The sequence below is a fragment of the Chryseobacterium sp. GW821-FHT04C04 genome (genome assembly GCF_059420365.1).
The window spans coordinates 85,468-103,147 of sequence record NZ_JBWKTO010000009.1 but is presented as its reverse complement, the minus strand read 5'-3'; the positions used below and the strand labels follow the sequence as shown (position 1 = coordinate 103,147).

At 37.4% G+C, this 17,680-nt stretch carries 14 protein-coding genes and 2 riboswitches; of the genes, 11 read left to right on the top strand and 3 right to left on the bottom strand.

Annotation, left to right across the window (positions count from 1 at the left end; all coding sequences use genetic code 11):
* The first annotated feature begins 145 nt into the window (after positions 1-145).
* Positions 146-242, top strand: a riboswitch (TPP riboswitch).
* 57 nt (positions 243-299) lie between these two features.
* The 8 genes from thiS (at position 300) to AC07UM_RS23360 (ending at position 7,018) form a co-directional block, all read left to right on the top strand.
* Positions 300-506, top strand: coding sequence for a sulfur carrier protein ThiS (gene thiS / locus AC07UM_RS23395; RefSeq protein ID WP_236852644.1), 207 nt, complete (start codon positions 300-302; stop codon positions 504-506).
* A gap of 24 nt (positions 507-530) precedes the next feature.
* Positions 531-2,342, top strand: a complete 1,812-nt coding sequence (gene thiC / locus AC07UM_RS23390; RefSeq protein ID WP_494685155.1) for a phosphomethylpyrimidine synthase ThiC — start codon at positions 531-533, stop codon at positions 2,340-2,342.
* Positions 2,339-2,926, top strand: coding sequence for a thiamine phosphate synthase (locus AC07UM_RS23385; protein WP_494685154.1), 588 nt, complete (start codon positions 2,339-2,341; stop codon positions 2,924-2,926). The genes thiC and AC07UM_RS23385 overlap by 4 nt, the downstream gene beginning before the upstream one ends.
* A complete protein-coding gene (locus tag AC07UM_RS23380) occupies positions 2,902-3,642 on the top strand; it encodes a hydroxymethylpyrimidine/phosphomethylpyrimidine kinase (RefSeq protein ID WP_494685153.1) in 741 nt (246 codons plus the stop codon). The genes AC07UM_RS23385 and AC07UM_RS23380 overlap by 25 nt, the downstream gene beginning before the upstream one ends.
* A 2-nt stretch (positions 3,643-3,644) precedes the next feature.
* Positions 3,645-4,259: a thiamine phosphate synthase gene (locus tag AC07UM_RS23375; RefSeq protein WP_494685152.1), complete on the top strand. Its 615-nt coding sequence runs from the start codon at positions 3,645-3,647 to the stop codon at positions 4,257-4,259.
* On the top strand, positions 4,256-5,032 hold the full coding sequence (locus AC07UM_RS23370) for a thiazole synthase (RefSeq protein ID WP_494685151.1): 777 nt from the start codon (positions 4,256-4,258) through the stop codon (positions 5,030-5,032). The genes AC07UM_RS23375 and AC07UM_RS23370 overlap by 4 nt, the downstream gene beginning before the upstream one ends.
* 9 nt (positions 5,033-5,041) lie before the next feature.
* Positions 5,042-6,160, top strand: coding sequence for a 2-iminoacetate synthase ThiH (gene thiH / locus AC07UM_RS23365; RefSeq protein ID WP_494685150.1), 1,119 nt, complete (start codon positions 5,042-5,044; stop codon positions 6,158-6,160).
* Between the two features lie 147 nt (positions 6,161-6,307).
* A complete protein-coding gene (locus AC07UM_RS23360) occupies positions 6,308-7,018 on the top strand; it encodes a HesA/MoeB/ThiF family protein (protein ID WP_494685149.1) in 711 nt (236 codons plus the stop codon).
* 182 nt (positions 7,019-7,200) lie between these two features.
* Here AC07UM_RS23360 and AC07UM_RS23355 read toward each other — a convergent pair whose 3' ends face one another.
* Positions 7,201-9,429, bottom strand: coding sequence for an outer membrane beta-barrel protein (locus AC07UM_RS23355; RefSeq protein WP_494685148.1), 2,229 nt, complete (start codon positions 9,427-9,429; stop codon positions 7,201-7,203).
* A 120-nt stretch (positions 9,430-9,549) separates the two neighbouring features.
* Positions 9,550-9,647: riboswitch (SAM-I-IV-variant riboswitch) on the top strand.
* 293 nt (positions 9,648-9,940) lie between these two features.
* Between AC07UM_RS23355 and AC07UM_RS23350 the strand changes: the two genes are divergently transcribed.
* Positions 9,941-12,685: a TonB-dependent receptor plug domain-containing protein gene (locus AC07UM_RS23350; protein WP_494685147.1), complete on the top strand. Its 2,745-nt coding sequence runs from the start codon at positions 9,941-9,943 to the stop codon at positions 12,683-12,685.
* Positions 12,686-12,796: 111 nt separating this feature from the next.
* On the opposite strand, the gene AC07UM_RS23345 is transcribed toward AC07UM_RS23350, so the two are convergent.
* A complete protein-coding gene (locus tag AC07UM_RS23345; RefSeq protein WP_494685146.1) occupies positions 12,797-13,636 on the bottom strand; it encodes a DUF5694 domain-containing protein in 840 nt (279 codons plus the stop codon).
* A 30-nt stretch (positions 13,637-13,666) separates the two neighbouring features.
* Positions 13,667-15,790, bottom strand: coding sequence for a TonB-dependent receptor domain-containing protein (locus AC07UM_RS23340; RefSeq protein WP_494685145.1), 2,124 nt, complete (start codon positions 15,788-15,790; stop codon positions 13,667-13,669).
* Between the two features lie 180 nt (positions 15,791-15,970).
* On the opposite strand from AC07UM_RS23340, the gene AC07UM_RS23335 reads away from it, so the two are divergent.
* Positions 15,971-17,014: a sensor histidine kinase gene (locus AC07UM_RS23335; protein ID WP_494685144.1), complete on the top strand. Its 1,044-nt coding sequence runs from the start codon at positions 15,971-15,973 to the stop codon at positions 17,012-17,014.
* The gene (locus AC07UM_RS23330) at positions 16,983-17,660 is read left to right on the top strand and encodes a LytR/AlgR family response regulator transcription factor (RefSeq protein ID WP_494685143.1); all 678 of its coding nucleotides are present in this window, start codon (positions 16,983-16,985) and stop codon (positions 17,658-17,660) included. Before AC07UM_RS23335 ends, AC07UM_RS23330 begins: the two co-directional genes overlap by 32 nt.
* Positions 17,661-17,680: the final 20 nt, after the last annotated feature.

The following is a 17,680-nucleotide window of genomic DNA, read 5'->3' as shown; positions in this document are numbered from 1 at the left end:
AAGAGTCCGATAGAATATCGAACTCTTTATTATCAAAAGATTATTTAATTTTGTCTAAACTTTTGGGTGCACTCTAATTTGAGATGGACTTTTTATTTAAAATCATTTCAGATTTTGCCCATTCTAAAAAAATGTCTAACTTCGTCCCATACTTTAGGGGTGTCTGTTATCAACAGACTGAGACTTTACCCTTTGAACCTGATCTGGATCATACCAGCGTAGGGAAAAGTAGGTGACTTTTGCTGTACATTCTATTGTACAATAATGGCCATTCCTAAAGTATATTTAAAATATTAGGAATGGAACTTATAATCAACCACACCCGAAAAACATTTGATATACTTCCTGAAACACTGGAAGCATTATTGGCTATTGAACTACCCGGAAAGAAAAAGGGTATTGCGGTAGCCCTCAACAATCGCATTATTCCGCTGTCGGTCTGGGCGGAAACCATCCTCAATAATAACGATTCTATTTTAATCATTACTGCCACTCAAGGCGGTTAATTCTCATACTTAATCCCAATACTTATGGCTCACTCCATTACATGTTCGCCATTTCCGAACTCAAAGAAAATCTATGTTGAAGGAACAATTCATCCTATCAAGGTAGCAATGCGTGAAATACAGCTTAGCCCAACCAAACTTAGCAATGGGGGCTTTGAAGATAATGCTCCGGTAACCATTTATGACACCTCAGGTCCTTATACCGATGAAAATGAAATCATTGATATCCAGAAAGGACTTCCAAGAATCAGAGAACAATGGATTCTGGATAGAAATGATGTGAATATCCTGGACGGAATTACATCTGAATACGGAAAAGCCCGTTTAGCAGATCCTCGTCTTGATGAATTAAGATTTTCCTATGATCATAAGCCTAAAGTAGCACAGGAAGGAAAAGAAGTTACACAGCTTTACTATGCAAAACAGGGAATCATTACTCCGGAAATGGAATATGTGGCGATCCGAGAAAATCAAAGAATAGAACAGCTTGATTCTGTATCAAAAGAAATGGCTTTCCAGCATCCGGGACACAGCTTTGGAGCCAATACTCCGAAAGGCAAAATCACTCCGGAATTTGTGAGAGACGAAATTGCAGAAGGAAGAGCAATTATCCCCAATAATATTAACCACCCGGAAAGTGAACCCATGATCATCGGACGAAACTTTCTGGTTAAAATCAATGCCAATATCGGAAACAGTGCTGTTTCATCCAGTATTGATGAAGAAGTAGAAAAAGCAGTATGGGCTTGCCGATGGGGAGCAGATACGATTATGGATCTTTCCACCGGGAAAAATATTCACGAAACAAGAGAATGGATCATCAGAAACAGTCCGGTTCCGATTGGTACTGTTCCGATCTATCAGGCACTAGAAAAAGTAAAAGGCGTTCCTGAAGATCTGACATGGGAAATTTTTAGAGATACTTTGATTGAACAGGCAGAACAGGGAGTTTCCTACTTCACCATCCACGCCGGAGTTTTGTTGAGATACATTCATTTAACAGCGAAAAGAGTCACTGGAATTGTATCCAGAGGAGGATCTATTATGGCAAAATGGTGTTTATTTCATCACAAAGAAAGTTTCCTGTACACTCATTTTGAGGAGATTTGCGAGATCATGAAGAAGTATGATGTAGCTTTCTCTCTGGGAGACGGTCTTCGTCCGGGATCTATTGCAGATGCCAATGATGCAGCTCAGTTTGCTGAACTGGAAACTTTAGGTGAGCTGACAAAAATAGCATGGAAGCACAATGTACAGGTGATGATTGAAGGACCTGGCCACGTTCCTATGCACATGATCAAAGAAAACATGGAAAAGCAACTGGAAGAATGTCATGAAGCTCCTTTCTATACCTTAGGACCTTTAACGACAGATATCGCTCCGGGTTATGATCATATTACTTCCGGAATCGGGGCTGCAATGATCGGTTGGTTTGGCTGTGCGATGCTTTGTTATGTAACACCCAAGGAGCATTTAGGACTTCCAAATAGAGACGATGTAAAAGTGGGGGTTATTACCTATAAACTGGCAGCTCATGCGGCAGACCTGGCAAAAGGACATCCGGGCGCGCAGTACCGGGATAATGCGTTAAGCAAAGCAAGATTTGAATTCAGATGGGAAGATCAGTTCAACCTTTCATTAGATCCTGAAACAGCAAGAGCTTATCACGATGAAACATTGCCCGCAGAAGGAGCTAAAATTGCGCATTTCTGTTCTATGTGCGGTCCAAAATTCTGTTCTATGAAAATTACTCAGGAAATCCGTGAATCTGCAGAACAGGGAATGTTGGATAAATCGCAGGAGTTTATCGAAAAAGGGAAAGAAATTTATATATGATCCTTGTAATCACTCCTGAATTAATTGTTCCGAAAGAAACTGATACTATTAATCAGATGTTTCAGGAAGGGCTTGATTGGCTTCACATTCGTAAACCATGTATCACTCGCGATGAAATGATTGAATTGATCAGCCAGATTGATGAAAATTTTTATCCACAGTTGGTACTCCATACCCATTATGATCTTGGAAAGGAGTATGATATTTCAAGGTTTCATTTCAGGGAAATTGATAGGAAAGAAGAAACGTATAAACCTTTTGCAATAGAAAATACAATTTCAACTTCGGTGCACGATATCACAACATACAATACGTTGGACAAAGAATGGGAATATGCTTTCATAAGCCCGTTCTTTCCAAGTATATCCAAAAAAGGATATGGAATAGATTCTACGATTAAAGAAGAAATAAAATATCGCAATAATCCGGATGTAAAGTTGATTGCTCTGGGAGGAATTGATCAGGATAATATTCACGAAGTTTTCGAAACAGACATAGATGGAGCCGCTTTATTAGGGGCGATCTGGGAAAGTGAAGAACCCTTAAAAGTATTTAAAAAATGCCGGAACGTCCTTATGTCATGAGTATTGCGGGCTTTGATCCGAGTGGCGGAGCAGGCTTATTATCAGATAGTAAAACCTTTGAACAGTCGAAAGTGATGGGGCTGGGAGTATGTACAGCTTTGACAGTGCAAACTGCTGCCAAATGCCTGAGCTTAGAATGGCGTCCCGTGGATGAAGTGGTTGAAGCGATTCAGGTGCTGATGGAAAATTATCTCATTTCAGCTGTGAAAATCGGAATTGTGAAAGATGCGGAATTTCTGGGTAAAATTATAAAAGCAGTAAAGGCTGGTAACCCTGAAGTAAAAATCGTTTGGGATCCGGTTCTGAGAAGCACTTCTGAATTTACCTTTTTTGACCTTGAAACACTTCCACAGCTGAAGCATATTGTAAACGATATCAGCTTAATGACTCCCAATTACAATGAATATAGGGTTTTAAAAGAAAATAATCTTTTGCCGGATACCAATACATGTTCATTGCTGATCAAAGGAGGGCATAGAAAAGATCTTTTGGGAACAGATGTTTTAGTTGAAAATGGTACAGAAACATTTTTAAAACCAAGTGATGATAATGAGATCTATTTTCCCAAACATGGTTCGGGCTGTGTTTTATCTTCCGCCATTACAGCAGAGCTCGCCAAAGGTGAAAATAGGGAAACAGCCTGTCGGAAAGGGAAATTATACATTGAAAAATTTTTAAAAAGCAATCCCTCTTTACTGGGAACACATTCATCGTAAACATGGAAAAATTACAATACATATCACAGGGAAATACAAAACAGGAACAGGAGCTTCATATCCGCAAAGCCCTGGACAATGGAATCAAATGGGTTCAGGTTCGATGGAAAAATGCTCCGGAAAATGAATTGATCAGTCTCTGTGAAATATCAAAACAGCTTTGTTCAGAATATTATGCAGTTTGTATCATCAACGACCATGTACAGCTTGCAAAAGAAATAGATGCTGATGGTGTGCATTTGGGATTAAATGACAGTTCTATCGAAGAAGCAAGACTGATTTTAGGTGAAAATAAAATCATTGGAGGAACAGCGAATACCCTTGAAGATGTCATTCAAAGAATCAAAGAATCCTGTGATTATATTGGTTTGGGACCATTGAGATTTACTACCACTAAAGAAAAGCTAAGTCCTGTGCTTGGATTTGAAGGGTATCAGGATATCATTGATGGATTAAGAGAAAAATCAATAGACATTCCCAAAATATTTGCAATCGGAAACGTTGGCCTTGAAGATATTTTACCGTTACAGGAGATTGAGATTTATGGTGTGGCCGTATCCGGGCTCATTACAAAGCAGCCCGCCATTATTAAAGAACTAAACAAAATAATGATATGAACAATCAGAATTTAGAAATCGCAGGAAGAACTTTTGAATCAAGACTGTTTTTAGGAACAGGAAAATTCGGAAGTCTAAGAGATATGGTAAAGTCTGTGATCGCATCAGAAACCGATATGGTAACTATGGCTCTGAAAAGAATAGATGCTCAGTCTAATGAAGATGATCTGCTCGACTCATTAAGAGAAACCAAGGTTCATCTTCTGCCCAATACTTCCGGAGCGAGAACAGCCAAAGAAGCAGTATTGGCCGCACAATTAGCCAGAGAAGCATTGGAAACAAACTGGGTGAAACTGGAAATCCATCCAGATCCGAAATATTTATTACCAGATCCTATTGAAACCCTATATGCCACCGAAGAATTGGCCAGACTAGGATTTGTCGTGATGCCTTACATTCACGCCGATCCTGTCCTGTGCAAACGTCTTGAAGATGCCGGGACAGCAGTAGTAATGCCTTTGGGAGCACCCATTGGCACCAATAAAGGATTAAGAACCCTTGACTTTCTGGAAATCATCATCAGCCAAAGTAATGTTCCAGTAGTAGTAGATGCCGGAATCGGAGCACCATCAGATGCGGCTAAAGCAATGGAAATGGGAGCAGATGCAGTGTTGGTGAATACAGCAATTGCCGTTGCCGGAAACCCATTGAATATGGCGGTAGCTTTTAAAGAAGGAGTTATTGCCGGAAGAAGAGCTTTTGAGTCTGGATTGGGAGCAATAGCCAACCATGCCGAAGCTTCAAGTCCCCTCACGTCATTTTTATTTGAATAAAACAAAATCATGAAAAGCTTTAAAGATGTTTTTGAAAACTATCAATGGGATGAGGTAAAAAATAAGCTTGAAAAAGTAAGTCTGTCTGATGTAAGTTATAGTCTTCAGAAAAAGAATAAGACGCTTGATGACTTTCTGAATCTCCTGTCACCAGCCGCTTCTCAGGAACTGGAGCTGATGGCAAGAATGACGCAGATGCTTACCCAAAAACGATTTGGAAAAACCATTCAGCTCTATGCCCCGCTGTATCTCAGTAATGAGTGTCAGAATATCTGTACCTATTGCGGATTCAGTCTTGATAACCAACTGAAGAGAAAAACGCTTTCTGATACGGAACTGATGATTGAAGCATCAGTATTGAAATCAATGGGAGTGAATCATGTATTGCTGGTAAGCGGAGAAGCCAATAAAATTGTAGGAGTTCCCTACTTTCAGAATGCTGTCCGATTGTTAAAACCTCATTTTTCCCATATTTCCATTGAAGTTCAGCCATTAATGGAAGAAGAATACAGGCTGCTTCATGAAGAAGGAGTACATTCCGTGTTGGTTTATCAGGAAACTTATCATCAGGACGTTTACAGAGAATACCATCCGAAAGGTAAAAAATCGAACTTCCATTTCCGGCTGGAAACTCCGGACCGTATAGGACGTGCAGGGATTCATAAAATCGGGCTGGGAGTTCTCCTTGGACTTGAAGATTGGAGGGTCGATAGTTTTTTCAACGCCTTACATATTGATTATCTTCAGAAACAGTACTGGAAAAGTAAGTTTTCCGTTTCCTTTCCAAGGCTCAGACCGGCAGAAGGAATTATAGAACCCAATTTTATTATGAAAGACAAAGATCTGCTTCAGCTGATCTGTGCCTATAGAATCTGGAATGAAGACCTGGAAATCTCTATTTCTACGAGAGAAAATGAAGTTTTCAGAAATAATATTATATCACTGGGAGCAACAGCTATGAGTGCAGGATCGAAAACAAACCCGGGAGGCTATGCTGTAGATAAAGAATCCCTGGAACAGTTTGAAACCAGTGACGAACGTAGCATGGAGGAAATCAGGCTCATGATCAAAAAATCGGGTTACGATCCTGTGATGAAAGACTGGGATTCTGTGTATAGTGGATTTTAAAATTTTTAAACCATTAAGAAATTTGAAGAGGTGAAGGTTATTTAAGAAAAATCGAAGATTTTTAAGACACTATCTTTTTTTGAAGCGAAGCTCAACTTAACTTTCCTTAAAACTTAAAGAATCTTAATGGTTCAATTATCATAAAGTATGAAAAAAGAAGATCATTTTTCACGGTACAGCCGGCAGATATTTATCGAAGAAATAGGGCTGGAAGGACAAAAGAAAATAATAGATTCCAAAGTTCTCGTTATTGGTGCAGGAGGATTGGGAAGTCCTGTTATACAATATCTGGCTGCTGCGGGAGTGGGTACTTTAGGCGTTGCAGATTTTGATGAGGTGGAACTTCATAACCTGAACAGACAAATTATTCACACTGAAAATAGAGTAGGTTTATACAAAGTAAAAAGTGCAGAGACATTTGTGAAAGAACTCAATCATCAGGTTACATTCATCGGAATTGAAGAAAAAATCAATGAAGAAAATGTTGAAGAAATCCTTTCTCATTATGATGTTATTGTTGATGGTTCAGATAATTTTTCTACAAGATATCTGGTGAATGATACCTGCATGAAGCTAAAGAAAACTTTGGTTTACGGAAGTATCTTAGGATTTTCAGGACAGGTTTCTGTGTTTAATCATAACGGAAGTAAAAATCTGAGAGATATTTTCCCTGAACCGCCTTTCGATGAGGATATACCAGATTGTGACAGCCTTGGTGTGCTGGGAGCTCTTCCAGGAATGATAGGCAGTATGATGGCTCTTCAGACGTTAAAAATTATCACGAATCTTCCTGTGAGTGTTAATCAGCTGACTTTGGTAGATACGCTGAACTGGAGATTTCAGACGATAGATTTTTGATGTAAATATAAATGGTAATATCACTACTATTTTCACAAATAACACCATTTTAATATCAATAGGAACGGGCTTTAGCCCGTTTTACTTTTATAAAACCATCCTTCGGCTTTAGCCAAAACTTATCTAAATAAAAATAGGCGTAAATCATTTTACGCCTATTTTTATTTTATTACAAAGAAGAATTATTGTGCCTGCTGCATTACACCTCCGTTATCTTCTTTTTTAGTCTGGTTCAGGATATTCGGATCCTCTTTTGCCAGTTTATTTCTTGTTGGAATTTTATAGTTGATGGAAAATCCGAAATTTCTTGTATCATATTTGCTGCTGATCAATACCGGAGTTCCTGATGGCGGATTAGAACGCACCTGCATCATCTGTCCGTTGAAGATGTCATTCGCAAAAATAGAAAGCGTCAGACGGTTGTTCATAAATTTCTTCGTCAACGTAAGATCAAGCGAGTTGTTGAACGGTTTTTCGGCAGTGAAGTAGAAATATCCTGCTTTTGGAGTCAGATAGCTATAATTGGCTGTCAGTTTGATGTCTTTAGGCAAGATAATCTGCGTCATGATATTGAAAATCCAGAACCCTTTATTGTTCAGGTTGTCAATTTCATGTTTCTGATATCCAGCATATAGGTACATGAAGTTAATTTTATCGGGATTAAAATTAAATTTCATGATTTCGCTAAAAGGCTTGCTGAAAATCATAAAAGGAACCGGTAATCCAACGTTGAAGTTGTGAATTTTCATATTCGAAATATTTACCTGTTCATTGAAGAGTTTTCTTCCGTCTTTTCTGATAATCTGTGCTACCTGATTGCTTGCTGAACTTACGCTATAGCCAATGAATGCATAATCAAAAGCTGATATTTTTAATTCATAATTATCAAAAATAGTCGGCTGTAGATTCGGGTTACCGTTCACTTCCGTACTTGGCCCGGAGAATGTCACGTTATTGGGGTTCAAGGCAGAAATACTTGGTAAACTGATTTTTTTGTTGTAATTCGCAGCAATATAAACCTGGTTCATCATGTTATACTGTACGCTTGCATTTGGGAAAAGCTTAAATTTATTGAAAGGAATCAAATTAGCTTCCACCAGCTTTGCATCTTTGTCGAAGAATCTTGTTACTCCTGTAATATCATAATTTTCAGCACGAGTACCCAATGTGAAGTCAAACTTTTTCAGTTTAGCCTGAAATTCTAAATAGGTTGAAGCCGTCTGTCTCTGATATTCAAGATTGGTTAGCCCAAAACTTTCCGTATCATAATCCTGCCTTTCATATAGGCCTCCCAGGCTTATTTTTCCACCATCAAGAAGCTTAATGGGTTGAGCATAATCTACCTTGAAGTTGGTAATATTCATCACGGATTTATTGTTCAGAATATCTTTTAATCCATTCGTAGGACTATTGATTGGCAGGTTTGGAGCTGCTGCAAATGTCCCATCCTGAAAGAAATTGTCCTGAGCAAACTTACTGTCAGATCTTGTATACCCCAACTGGAAGTCCAGTTTTTGAGATTTGTCTGCAAAACGCTTCTGATAGGTAACCACCGCTTCCTGTCTCAAGCTATTGGTATGAGCTACATCCGAAGAAGTATAAAAAGCTTCTTTTAAATCTTTTGGATTATTCTGAAAAGGTAAATCTCCATGACCGTTACTTAAAGTGTAGTTGTCATTATTATTGTGATAAATATCGTAGTTTACTAATAATCTGTCTTGCCCTAAATCAAAAGTCAATCCTGATTTTGCAAAATATCCACGCCCATATCTGTCGGTATGACTTGTTAACAGTTCATCCTGCTGGCCGTTCAGCATACTTTCACGGTAATTCTGCCCTACGTTCAGCTGCCATCCGAAATATTTATTTCTGGCATTTAAATTAACAGAATTCGTTGTTCTGTTTCTATATTTATCGTAATTCGTGAAAGAGTAATTCCCTGAATACGTAGCGGTTAAATATTTATTAGCGTTTTTGTTGGTAATGATATTCATGATGGCACCTCCGGAAGTCGCTGGAAATTCAGCACCGGGCTGGGTGATCACTTCAATTCTTTCTACAGAATTGGCTGGCATTCCTTCAAGAAAAGAGTTCAATTCATTAGAGGTGATATTCAAAGGTCTTCCGTTCAGATATACATCCAGGATTTTTCCCTGATACATCATCCCTGCAATATCTGTTGATACAAGCCCCGGAAGTTTTTTGATTCCTTCCAAAACGTTTCCATTATTCAGCTGTGGCTGTTCGGAAAAATCAAAAATTGTACGGTCTGCTTTTTGCTCAACGGCTTTTTTAGTTTTGGTGATGACTACACCTTCAATTTGCTTTTCTTTATCAGCAGTATTGTTCTTTTCTTGTGAGAAGACCAGCATAGAACTTACCAATGATAAAGCGAAGATAGTTTTTTTCATAATGTTTTTTACTGATATCCGGTTAGACGCTGAAAAAGATAAATTGTTACGCTAAAATGTTGAAAATCGAAAAATTAAGCCAAATATTTTTTTATTTACGAAATAATTATATCTTTGTCAGGTAATTATCAAGAATCTCTAGATGGGATAGCAACCTGCAAAAACAAGCAAGGTGCTGCAATCGATAAGCCGGATCTTCCGGAAAAAATGTTTATCATTCTATCATTACCCCATCTTGAATTTTTGTTTTAAAGTTAAAATCAAATGTTTAAAGACAAGGGAAATCACCTTACATCAATTATTTTTTATGCCTCGGATCATGAAGTGAGTCTTCATTATTCTGATATGTTCTCATGCCATTTCTATATGCGCATGTGTTGTTGTTTCTAGTCTTTTCTATTTCTAAAAAATAATACAAACATTTCGAGCATCTATGGTAACCTTACAATTTAAGGCTACAGGATTTTTTTGCTCAAAAAACAATTTTTAACAACAAAAAATAAACAACAAAATGCATAATTTCAAGAAAAAAATCTTTGTTCCTTCTATTGCGCTTATCTCTACATTTTATTATGCGCAGACAGATACTTTACAATCTAAGAAAATAGATGATGTGGTTATTCTTGGATCAAGAGGTTCCGGAAGATCACTGACCGATACACCCGTTCCGGTGGATATCATTAATATTTCTAAAATTTTAAAACAAAGTCCAACTAACAATATCAGCCAGGCTTTAAATTATATTGTACCTTCATTTTCATCCACCTCTCATACGGTGAACGATGGAACTGATTTTGTAGATCCAGCCCTTTTAAGAGGACTGGGTCCGGATCAGGTGTTGGTTTTACTCAATGGAAAAAGAAGATATCAGTCTTCATTGATTAATGTTACCCTTACACCAGGAAGAGGATCTGTGGGAACCGATCTAAATGCTATTCCGGCTTTTGCTTTGGAAAAAATAGAGGTTTTAAGAGATGGAGCTTCTGCTCAATATGGTTCTGATGCCATTGCAGGAGTCGTTAATCTCGGACTAAAAAAGAGACTGGGGCTTTCCGGACAGGTATTTCTGGGAGGATATGCTTCTCCTGTTACCAATAATTTTTCCGGAGGAGTAGATGGGCAGACTATTTCTGTAGACCTTAACTATGGTGCTAAAATTGGAAAAACAGGATTTATTAATATTACAGGTTCTGCACAATACCGAGATCCTTATTCCAGAGCGGGAGTAAGGGAAGGTGATATTTTCAATGCTTATAATGCCATTAATTACAGAGCATTGCAGGATGGCGTTAATATTGACGGTCTGTATAAAAATATCACCAATACTTCCAATACTCAGCAGATTATTAATACCGTTAAACAGTATGCCGCTAAGGTAAATTATTTTGGAACTGCTTTTCAATCTCAAATTTCGGGAGCAAACAGCATTTCCGATCTTCAAAAAATATTGGGTCAAGATTTTACATCACAGGAACTTAATTACAGAGGATTGGAGAGAAAAGATTTCAGCCTCAGAGCGGGGCAGTCCAAATTACAGTCGGGGCAGCTCTTTTTCAATTCTGAAATTCCTGTGAATGATGATTGGAAAGTTTACTCATTCGGTGGCTACAGTTACCGTCTTGGAAATGCCGGAGGATTTTACAGACTTCCGAATACAGAAAGAAACATCAATGCTGTTACTCCCAATGGATATCTTCCTCAGATTGAAGCAACAGTAAATGATTATTCTCTTGCTGCCGGAATTAAAGGGAAATGGAATGGCTGGAATGTGGATCTCAGCAATACTTTTGGAAAAAATACCTTTGGTTTTGGAGTTGTGAATACATTTAACGCTTCACTTACAGACAGCTCTCCAAGAACTTTTGATGCCGGAGGATCTGAGTTTTCACAAAATACCGTTAATCTGGATTTCTCCAAAAAATATGATGTGCTGAAAGGATTAAACCTTGCCTTTGGTGCTGAATACCGACATGAAAACTATAAAGTGAATGTCGGAAAAGAAAACTCTTATGCTTCTTATGATATTTATGGGCGTGTGGTAACGGCTAAAACCCCTGAAAATGAAAAAGTAACCGACTTCTTCGGAAATATTAGACCTGCAGGAGCACAGGTTTTTCCTGGGTTTAGTCCTGAAAATGCTGTTTCAGGAAACAGAAACAGCGTTGCCGCATATGCCGATGCAGAGCTGGAAGTTACGGACGGATGGCTGCTGGAAGGAGCCTTACGATATGAGAATTATTCAGACTTCGGGTCTACATTCAATTATAAAGTGGCCACCAATGTAAAGCTGGCTCCCAATCTAAACTGGAGAGGTGCTGTTTCTACAGGATTTAGAGCGCCTTCTTTAGCCCAAATTTATTATAGTTCCACTTCTACATTGATTCAGCAGGGAAAAACTACACAGGTGGGAACTTTCAGAAATAATTCTGAAGCAGCACAGGCATTGGGTATTCCAAAATTAAAACAGGAAACTTCACAATCCTACAGCACAGGAATCACATGGAAAATTCCGGCATTAAGTCTTACTTTCACAGCAGATGCTTATTTAATAAAGATTAAGGACAGAGTGGTGCTGACAGATCTTTTCTTCCGCCCTGATGGTAATTTTACGCCAGGTTCAGATCAGGCAGTTTTGCAAAGTGCTTTTGATCTGGCAAGGGCTAGCGCTGCCAACTTTTTTGCCAATGCGGTGGATTCTCAGACGAAAGGGCTGGATATTACTATTTCTCAGAATTCAAAGATTTCATCAGGGGTTTCTTTGGAGAATAATTTGGGAATCAATTTTAATCAGACCAAAAGAATCGGAGATATTCATGCGTCGCCTAAATTGGTAAGCCAGATTGATAATTATTTCTCAGAACCGAACAGAGTATATTTTGAAGAGGCGGTACCTCGCGTAAAAGCGACCTTATCCAATATTTTAAGAGCTTCCGGTTTTACCTTCCTGCTGCGTAATTCTTTCTTTGGTAAAGTGACTGATGCGGATGTTTTAGATGCTAATTTTGATGGTGTGACAGGAAGTACAGAGCATTTTATTCTTAATAGCCGCTTTGTAACAGATTTATCCGTAGGATATGATTTTAATAAAAATATTTCCGCAACGATCGGAAGCAATAACATCCTGAATATTCTGCCGTCTAAAAGTCCGAACATCAGTTCATTAACGGCCGATAACCAGTTTGTATATTCCAGACAGGTTTCCCAGTATGGGATAGGAGGAAGGTTCTTGTTTGCAAGAATCGAATTTAAGTTCTGATAGATAAAGATTAAATATCTTAATAAAAAAACAGAGAGCTTATCTCTGTTTTTTTATTCTATTACACCATAAAGAATGAATTTTCTATGAGAGTGATTATTTTAATTTTATTTATTTCAGTGAAGAAAATTCAATAAAATCATATTCGGCGGAAGAAGAGAAAAGCTGTCTGAGTACTGCTGCATGACCATTTCCTGCTATCACAAGAATTCGGTCTTCGCTGTTATGAGGAATTTTTTGAATATTGCGGAACATTCTCAGATTTCTGCTGTACCAATACAATGCAAGCATGTCTGCCCCATCAAATTCTCTAAGTTTAAAATCTCCACTTAGGTACGCTCCATATCCATACTGATGACTTTCTTTAGAATTCATGTACGTAAATGTGTCTAAAAGCGATTTGAAATTTTTCGGTTCAGAGCTTTTAAAGAAAGCATTAAACTGGTTGGAGATCAGGTCATCACTGCTAAAATCATAATCTTTGCTGAGGTTGTTAAAAAATGTAGAATCTGTTTTTCCAAATTTTGTCTGGAGATCATTCCAGATCGATTCTGCATCTATACTGAACAGTTCTTTGATTTTTAGTTCATTGGCTATTCGCATAGCAAGCTGATAACGTTCATCTCTTTCTTCTCGGTGTTTTCCTTCACTGTACTCCTTCAGTTTTTGATTTGCATTCCAGTTTGGCCAGGCTTCTATCGCAATTTTTGTAGGCTTAAACTTTTTGATGTACTCTACAAGTTCAGTAACTTCCTTTGCTGTTTTGGGAGACAACACGTCTATCTGGTCTTCTTTTTTTGTTTTATGAGCGTCAAGATTAGGATACTCAAAATGGAAAGAACCTACCACCAGGACTTTAGTCTTTGGATTTTGAAAATAATCGGAGGCCTTTTTCTGAGCAAAAATGGATGCTGATAAACATAGTAAGAAAATATAAATAAAGGTTTTCATAGTATTGCTTTTTTTTTTTTGGTTTAAAAATTATTGTGCACGGTTTTTTTCTTCAAAATTGACCGCTCTGTTATTTGCTTTTACTTTCTGATTTCCAAAGGTATAAGTAATGCTGAGTGTCATTCTCCTGGCATCCCAATAGTTGTCAAATGTCTGGGTGTTATCCGTAAAATACATCTCTCCTTTATATCCGGACTGTTTAAAAATATCACTCACTGAAAGATTGACCTGGAGTGCTTTTTCCACAAAATTCATTTTCACTCCTGCATCCAGGCTAGCCCTGTTTCTTGAAGAAGAAAATCCATCTCTGGAAGGAAGATTATTCCAGTAGTTGACAAATAAGAGGAATGTTTTAGCTTTGTTCAGCTGGAAAGTATTGTTGAGGGAGTAATAGAATGACTGTCCGCTTTTAGGAACCAAGTTAAATCTTGTAATTTGAGTCTCATTATAGCTGAATGAAGTTGAGATATTGCTTTCCCATATTTTGAAAAAAGTATCCGTATAATTGAAATTGATCCCATAATTATCCTGATTATAATAATTCTCAAACGTGCTGGTAAGGTCAATTCCGTTCAGGAATGAAATCTGGTCAAAATTATTGGTTGTTCTCTGGTAATACAAATTGGCGGAAAATTTACTTTTAAAGATATAATTGAACTCTATATTATGATTAAAAGACGGCTGCAGGCTTGGGTTTCCGGAATAGTAAGTGTTCGGATTAGAATACCATCGAAACGGATCTAAAGCCCGGAAATAGGGACGGTTGATTCTTCGGGAATAATTAATGCTGTACTGATTGTTCTCATTGGCTTTATATGACAAATAAGCTGTTGGGAAAAACTTCCCATAATTGTTCTCAGATTTAGACTGTGTAGTAGGAGAGAAACCGCTGGTTTGTGAATATTCATAACGAAGTCCCGCTTTGATAGACCATTTTTCACCAAGGTCTTTGCTGGCACTGATATAAACTGCATAGTTTTTCTCATGATAATCAAAAAGATTACTCTTAGAAGGATCTATGGTATAATTTCCATTCGTAAGATTAAAATACCCGATATCTGAATTATTGGAAAACTGGCTGTATTTTGCCCCGGTTTCCAGCTGAACTTTTTTGAAATTTAATGTTAAATCCCCCTGTCCGGAGTAGATCTTATAATCTACAGAAGAAAGATTTCTCACGATCTGCGCTGCATTGTTGGCAAGATTTCTTGTTGTAAAATTAACTTCCGTAGCAGGAAGAGTTCCATAATAATTGGCTCCGAAGCTTAGCTTATGCTCCCCGAATTTCTGATCAAAATACAGGTTCAGCATTTGTGAGGTGAAAGAAGAACGGTGTTTAGAATCCGTATCCGTTTGTAAAGTGGAAGTGCTTCCGGTGAAATAGTTTTGTGTGGAATAGATATCCATATTAGTATGCCCCTTTGTTATATCATATACTAACCCAATATTGGTGGTTTTAGAAAGGGAATAATCAAAATTGGCATTTACACCAAGCCCGTCATTCATATCCCGTCTTTCATCCCTGCTGATTGAGGAGTTCTGGCCAATTATATTATAATTTTCTACTGATCTTTTATCTCCATCATAACCCATAAGCTTTATGGAACTTTTAATTTTTTCATTCTGATAATTGATTCCTGCCACACTACTGAAACCGGCATATGTTTTTTGAGTATAATTGGTCGTCAGATAGCCGTTCCATCCAAGATTCTGATTCTTTTTGAGAAGGATATTAATAATCCCACTGTTTCCCTGTGCTTCATATTTGGCGGGTGGAGTGGTAATCACTTCAATTTTCAATATATTTTCAGAGCGAAGGTTTTTCAGATAATTGATCAGTTCAGATCCGGAAAGATTAAGCATACGGTCATTTACCATTACAGAAACTCCATTTTTACCGGCAATGGAAAGAAGACCCTTGTTTTCATCCACCTGCAATAGAGGAGTACCAGCCAGAACTTCAATCCCGGAACTTCCCTGTGAAAGCATAGAATTCTGAACATTGTAAACAAGACGATCCACTTTACGCTCTACCAGAACTTTTTTACCATTCATCGTAACCGCTTCGATTTTATTGACATTGACGGTATCTTTAGTTTGCGCCGCTGCAAAAGAGGAGATTAGGGCAGCTATAAAGAAAATAAAGTTTTTCATGGTTTATAATTGACAGATTATGTTGTATTTCTCTGACAAAATTAGAGGGATGTTTTTGGAGATGAAATAGCATTTAGATGAAAGGCATGATTGTGCATATAAAAAAATTTTCGTCGGAAAAAAACAGGATTTTATCGAAAAGGATTAATGAAGTATCCCTGTATAGATTTATATTTGAATATGAATAAAAAACAAATAATCTGGCTGCAGGTTTTTTATTGGAGTTTCAATTTTATAGGAAATACCATTACCCCTTATTTCTTTTTCCCTGAAAGGAGGGGATTTGAATGGTATGTATTGAACGTCACTTATTTTATTACTGAAATTTCTACTTTTTATCTTTTGTATCTGGTTATTATTCCGAAAATATTAAATCTGGATAAAATTTACTCTGCTGTTTTGGTTTTTGTGATTTCTATTTTAAGCTTTGGAGTAATTCGGTATGGAATAGAAGAGGTGTTGCTTCCTCTTACCCTTGGGTTCAGGAATTATAATAAAGATACCGGACTTTTGTATTATTTGACCGATAATATTTACAACGCTTCATTGACCGTTTTCATTGCTGGAATCCTATGGATACTAGAGAAATACGGAGTGTCGGAAAATGATAAAAAACAACTTTTGATCGAAAAGAAACAGGCAGAGCTTCAGGCATTGAAAACCCAGATCAATCCTCATTTTATTTTTAACTCATTGAATAATATCTACTCGCTGGTTTATCAGAAATCTGATAAAGCACTGCCTGCCATTGAAGAACTTAGCCAGTTGTTAAGGTACAGTACAAAAGACCTGGAGAAAGATTCTATTTCTTTGGATAAGGAAATTGGATATATTGACAGTTTGATTGCTCTGGAGAAGCTCAGAATCAGAAACCCGGAGTTGCTGCTCATAGAAAAAGATATTCAGCATCCTCACCTGAAGATCTCACCGATGCTGCTGGTTCCTTTTGTGGAGAATGCTTTTAAACATGGCGATTTCCGTGATAAAGGTTTTGAAATGAAAATCTCAGATCGGGATAAAATACTGCGTTTTTATCTTTTAAATTTTAAAACACAGAAAATGAAAGATACAGTATCCGGGATAGGAATTCAGAATGTGAAAAAAAGGCTGGAAATATTGTATCCCAAACATCAGCTTGAGATCAAGGATTCAGAGAAAGAATTTATGGTTTATTTAAAAATTGATTTAAAGGATGAGAAAGATAAAATGTATCATTGTAGATGATGAGCCTCTGGCAATATCTCTTTTGGAGCATTATGTAGAGAAAATACATTTTCTTGAGCTGGTTTTTTCTACAGAGAATCCAATTCTTGCGTTGGAATATCTTCAGAAGAACGATTGTGACCTCATCTTTCTGGATATTCAGATGCCTGAGCTTATGGGAATCAATTTTATGAAAATTGTAGGAGCTGATCAAAAGTATATTTTAACTACTGCTTATTCGGAATATGCCTTGGAAGGCTATGAACATAATGTTGTTGATTACCTTCTGAAACCAATTTCTTTCGAAAGATTTCATAAAAGTCTATTGAAGGCTCAGGAACGTTTTTCTTTTCCACAGGAAGAAAATACCCATTTCTTTGTAAAATCCTCGGGACAAAGGCATCGCATCGGCTTTAATGAGATTCTGTATGTAGAAAGTATCAAAGACTATGTCAATATCCGGACGGAAACTGATGAGTATATCGTCCTGGATACCCTTAAATCAATGGAAAGCCAGCTTTCTGAAAGATTTGTAAGGATTCATAAGTCTTTCATTGTCAATCTTGATAAAGTCAATAGTATTGGGGCCAAAAAAGTTGTTCTTCCTGAGTTTGAAATTCCTATCGGGGAAAGCTATAGAACAAATCTTCTGGATAGATTAAAGTAAGAAAATTGAAAGTTTTGGCT

Excerpts from the sequence above, each read along its gene's own strand:
- thiS (WP_236852644.1), top strand. The coding sequence starts at position 300 with ATGGAACTTATAATCAACCACACCCGAAAAACATTTGATATACTTCCT.
- thiC (WP_494685155.1), top strand. The coding sequence starts at position 531 with ATGGCTCACTCCATTACATGTTCGCCATTTCCGAACTCAAAGAAAATC.
- AC07UM_RS23385 (WP_494685154.1), top strand. The coding sequence starts at position 2,339 with ATGATCCTTGTAATCACTCCTGAATTAATTGTTCCGAAAGAAACTGAT.
- AC07UM_RS23380 (WP_494685153.1), top strand. The coding sequence starts at position 2,902 with ATGCCGGAACGTCCTTATGTCATGAGTATTGCGGGCTTTGATCCGAGT.
- AC07UM_RS23375 (WP_494685152.1), top strand. The coding sequence starts at position 3,645 with ATGGAAAAATTACAATACATATCACAGGGAAATACAAAACAGGAACAG.
- AC07UM_RS23370 (WP_494685151.1), top strand. The coding sequence starts at position 4,256 with ATGAACAATCAGAATTTAGAAATCGCAGGAAGAACTTTTGAATCAAGA.
- thiH (WP_494685150.1), top strand. The coding sequence starts at position 5,042 with ATGAAAAGCTTTAAAGATGTTTTTGAAAACTATCAATGGGATGAGGTA.
- AC07UM_RS23360 (WP_494685149.1), top strand. The coding sequence starts at position 6,308 with ATGAAAAAAGAAGATCATTTTTCACGGTACAGCCGGCAGATATTTATC.
- AC07UM_RS23355 (WP_494685148.1), bottom strand. The coding sequence starts at position 9,429 with ATGAAAAAAACTATCTTCGCTTTATCATTGGTAAGTTCTATGCTGGTC.
- AC07UM_RS23350 (WP_494685147.1), top strand. The coding sequence starts at position 9,941 with ATGCATAATTTCAAGAAAAAAATCTTTGTTCCTTCTATTGCGCTTATC.
- AC07UM_RS23345 (WP_494685146.1), bottom strand. The coding sequence starts at position 13,636 with ATGAAAACCTTTATTTATATTTTCTTACTATGTTTATCAGCATCCATT.
- AC07UM_RS23340 (WP_494685145.1), bottom strand. The coding sequence starts at position 15,790 with ATGAAAAACTTTATTTTCTTTATAGCTGCCCTAATCTCCTCTTTTGCA.
- AC07UM_RS23335 (WP_494685144.1), top strand. The coding sequence starts at position 15,971 with ATGAATAAAAAACAAATAATCTGGCTGCAGGTTTTTTATTGGAGTTTC.
- AC07UM_RS23330 (WP_494685143.1), top strand. The coding sequence starts at position 16,983 with ATGAGAAAGATAAAATGTATCATTGTAGATGATGAGCCTCTGGCAATA.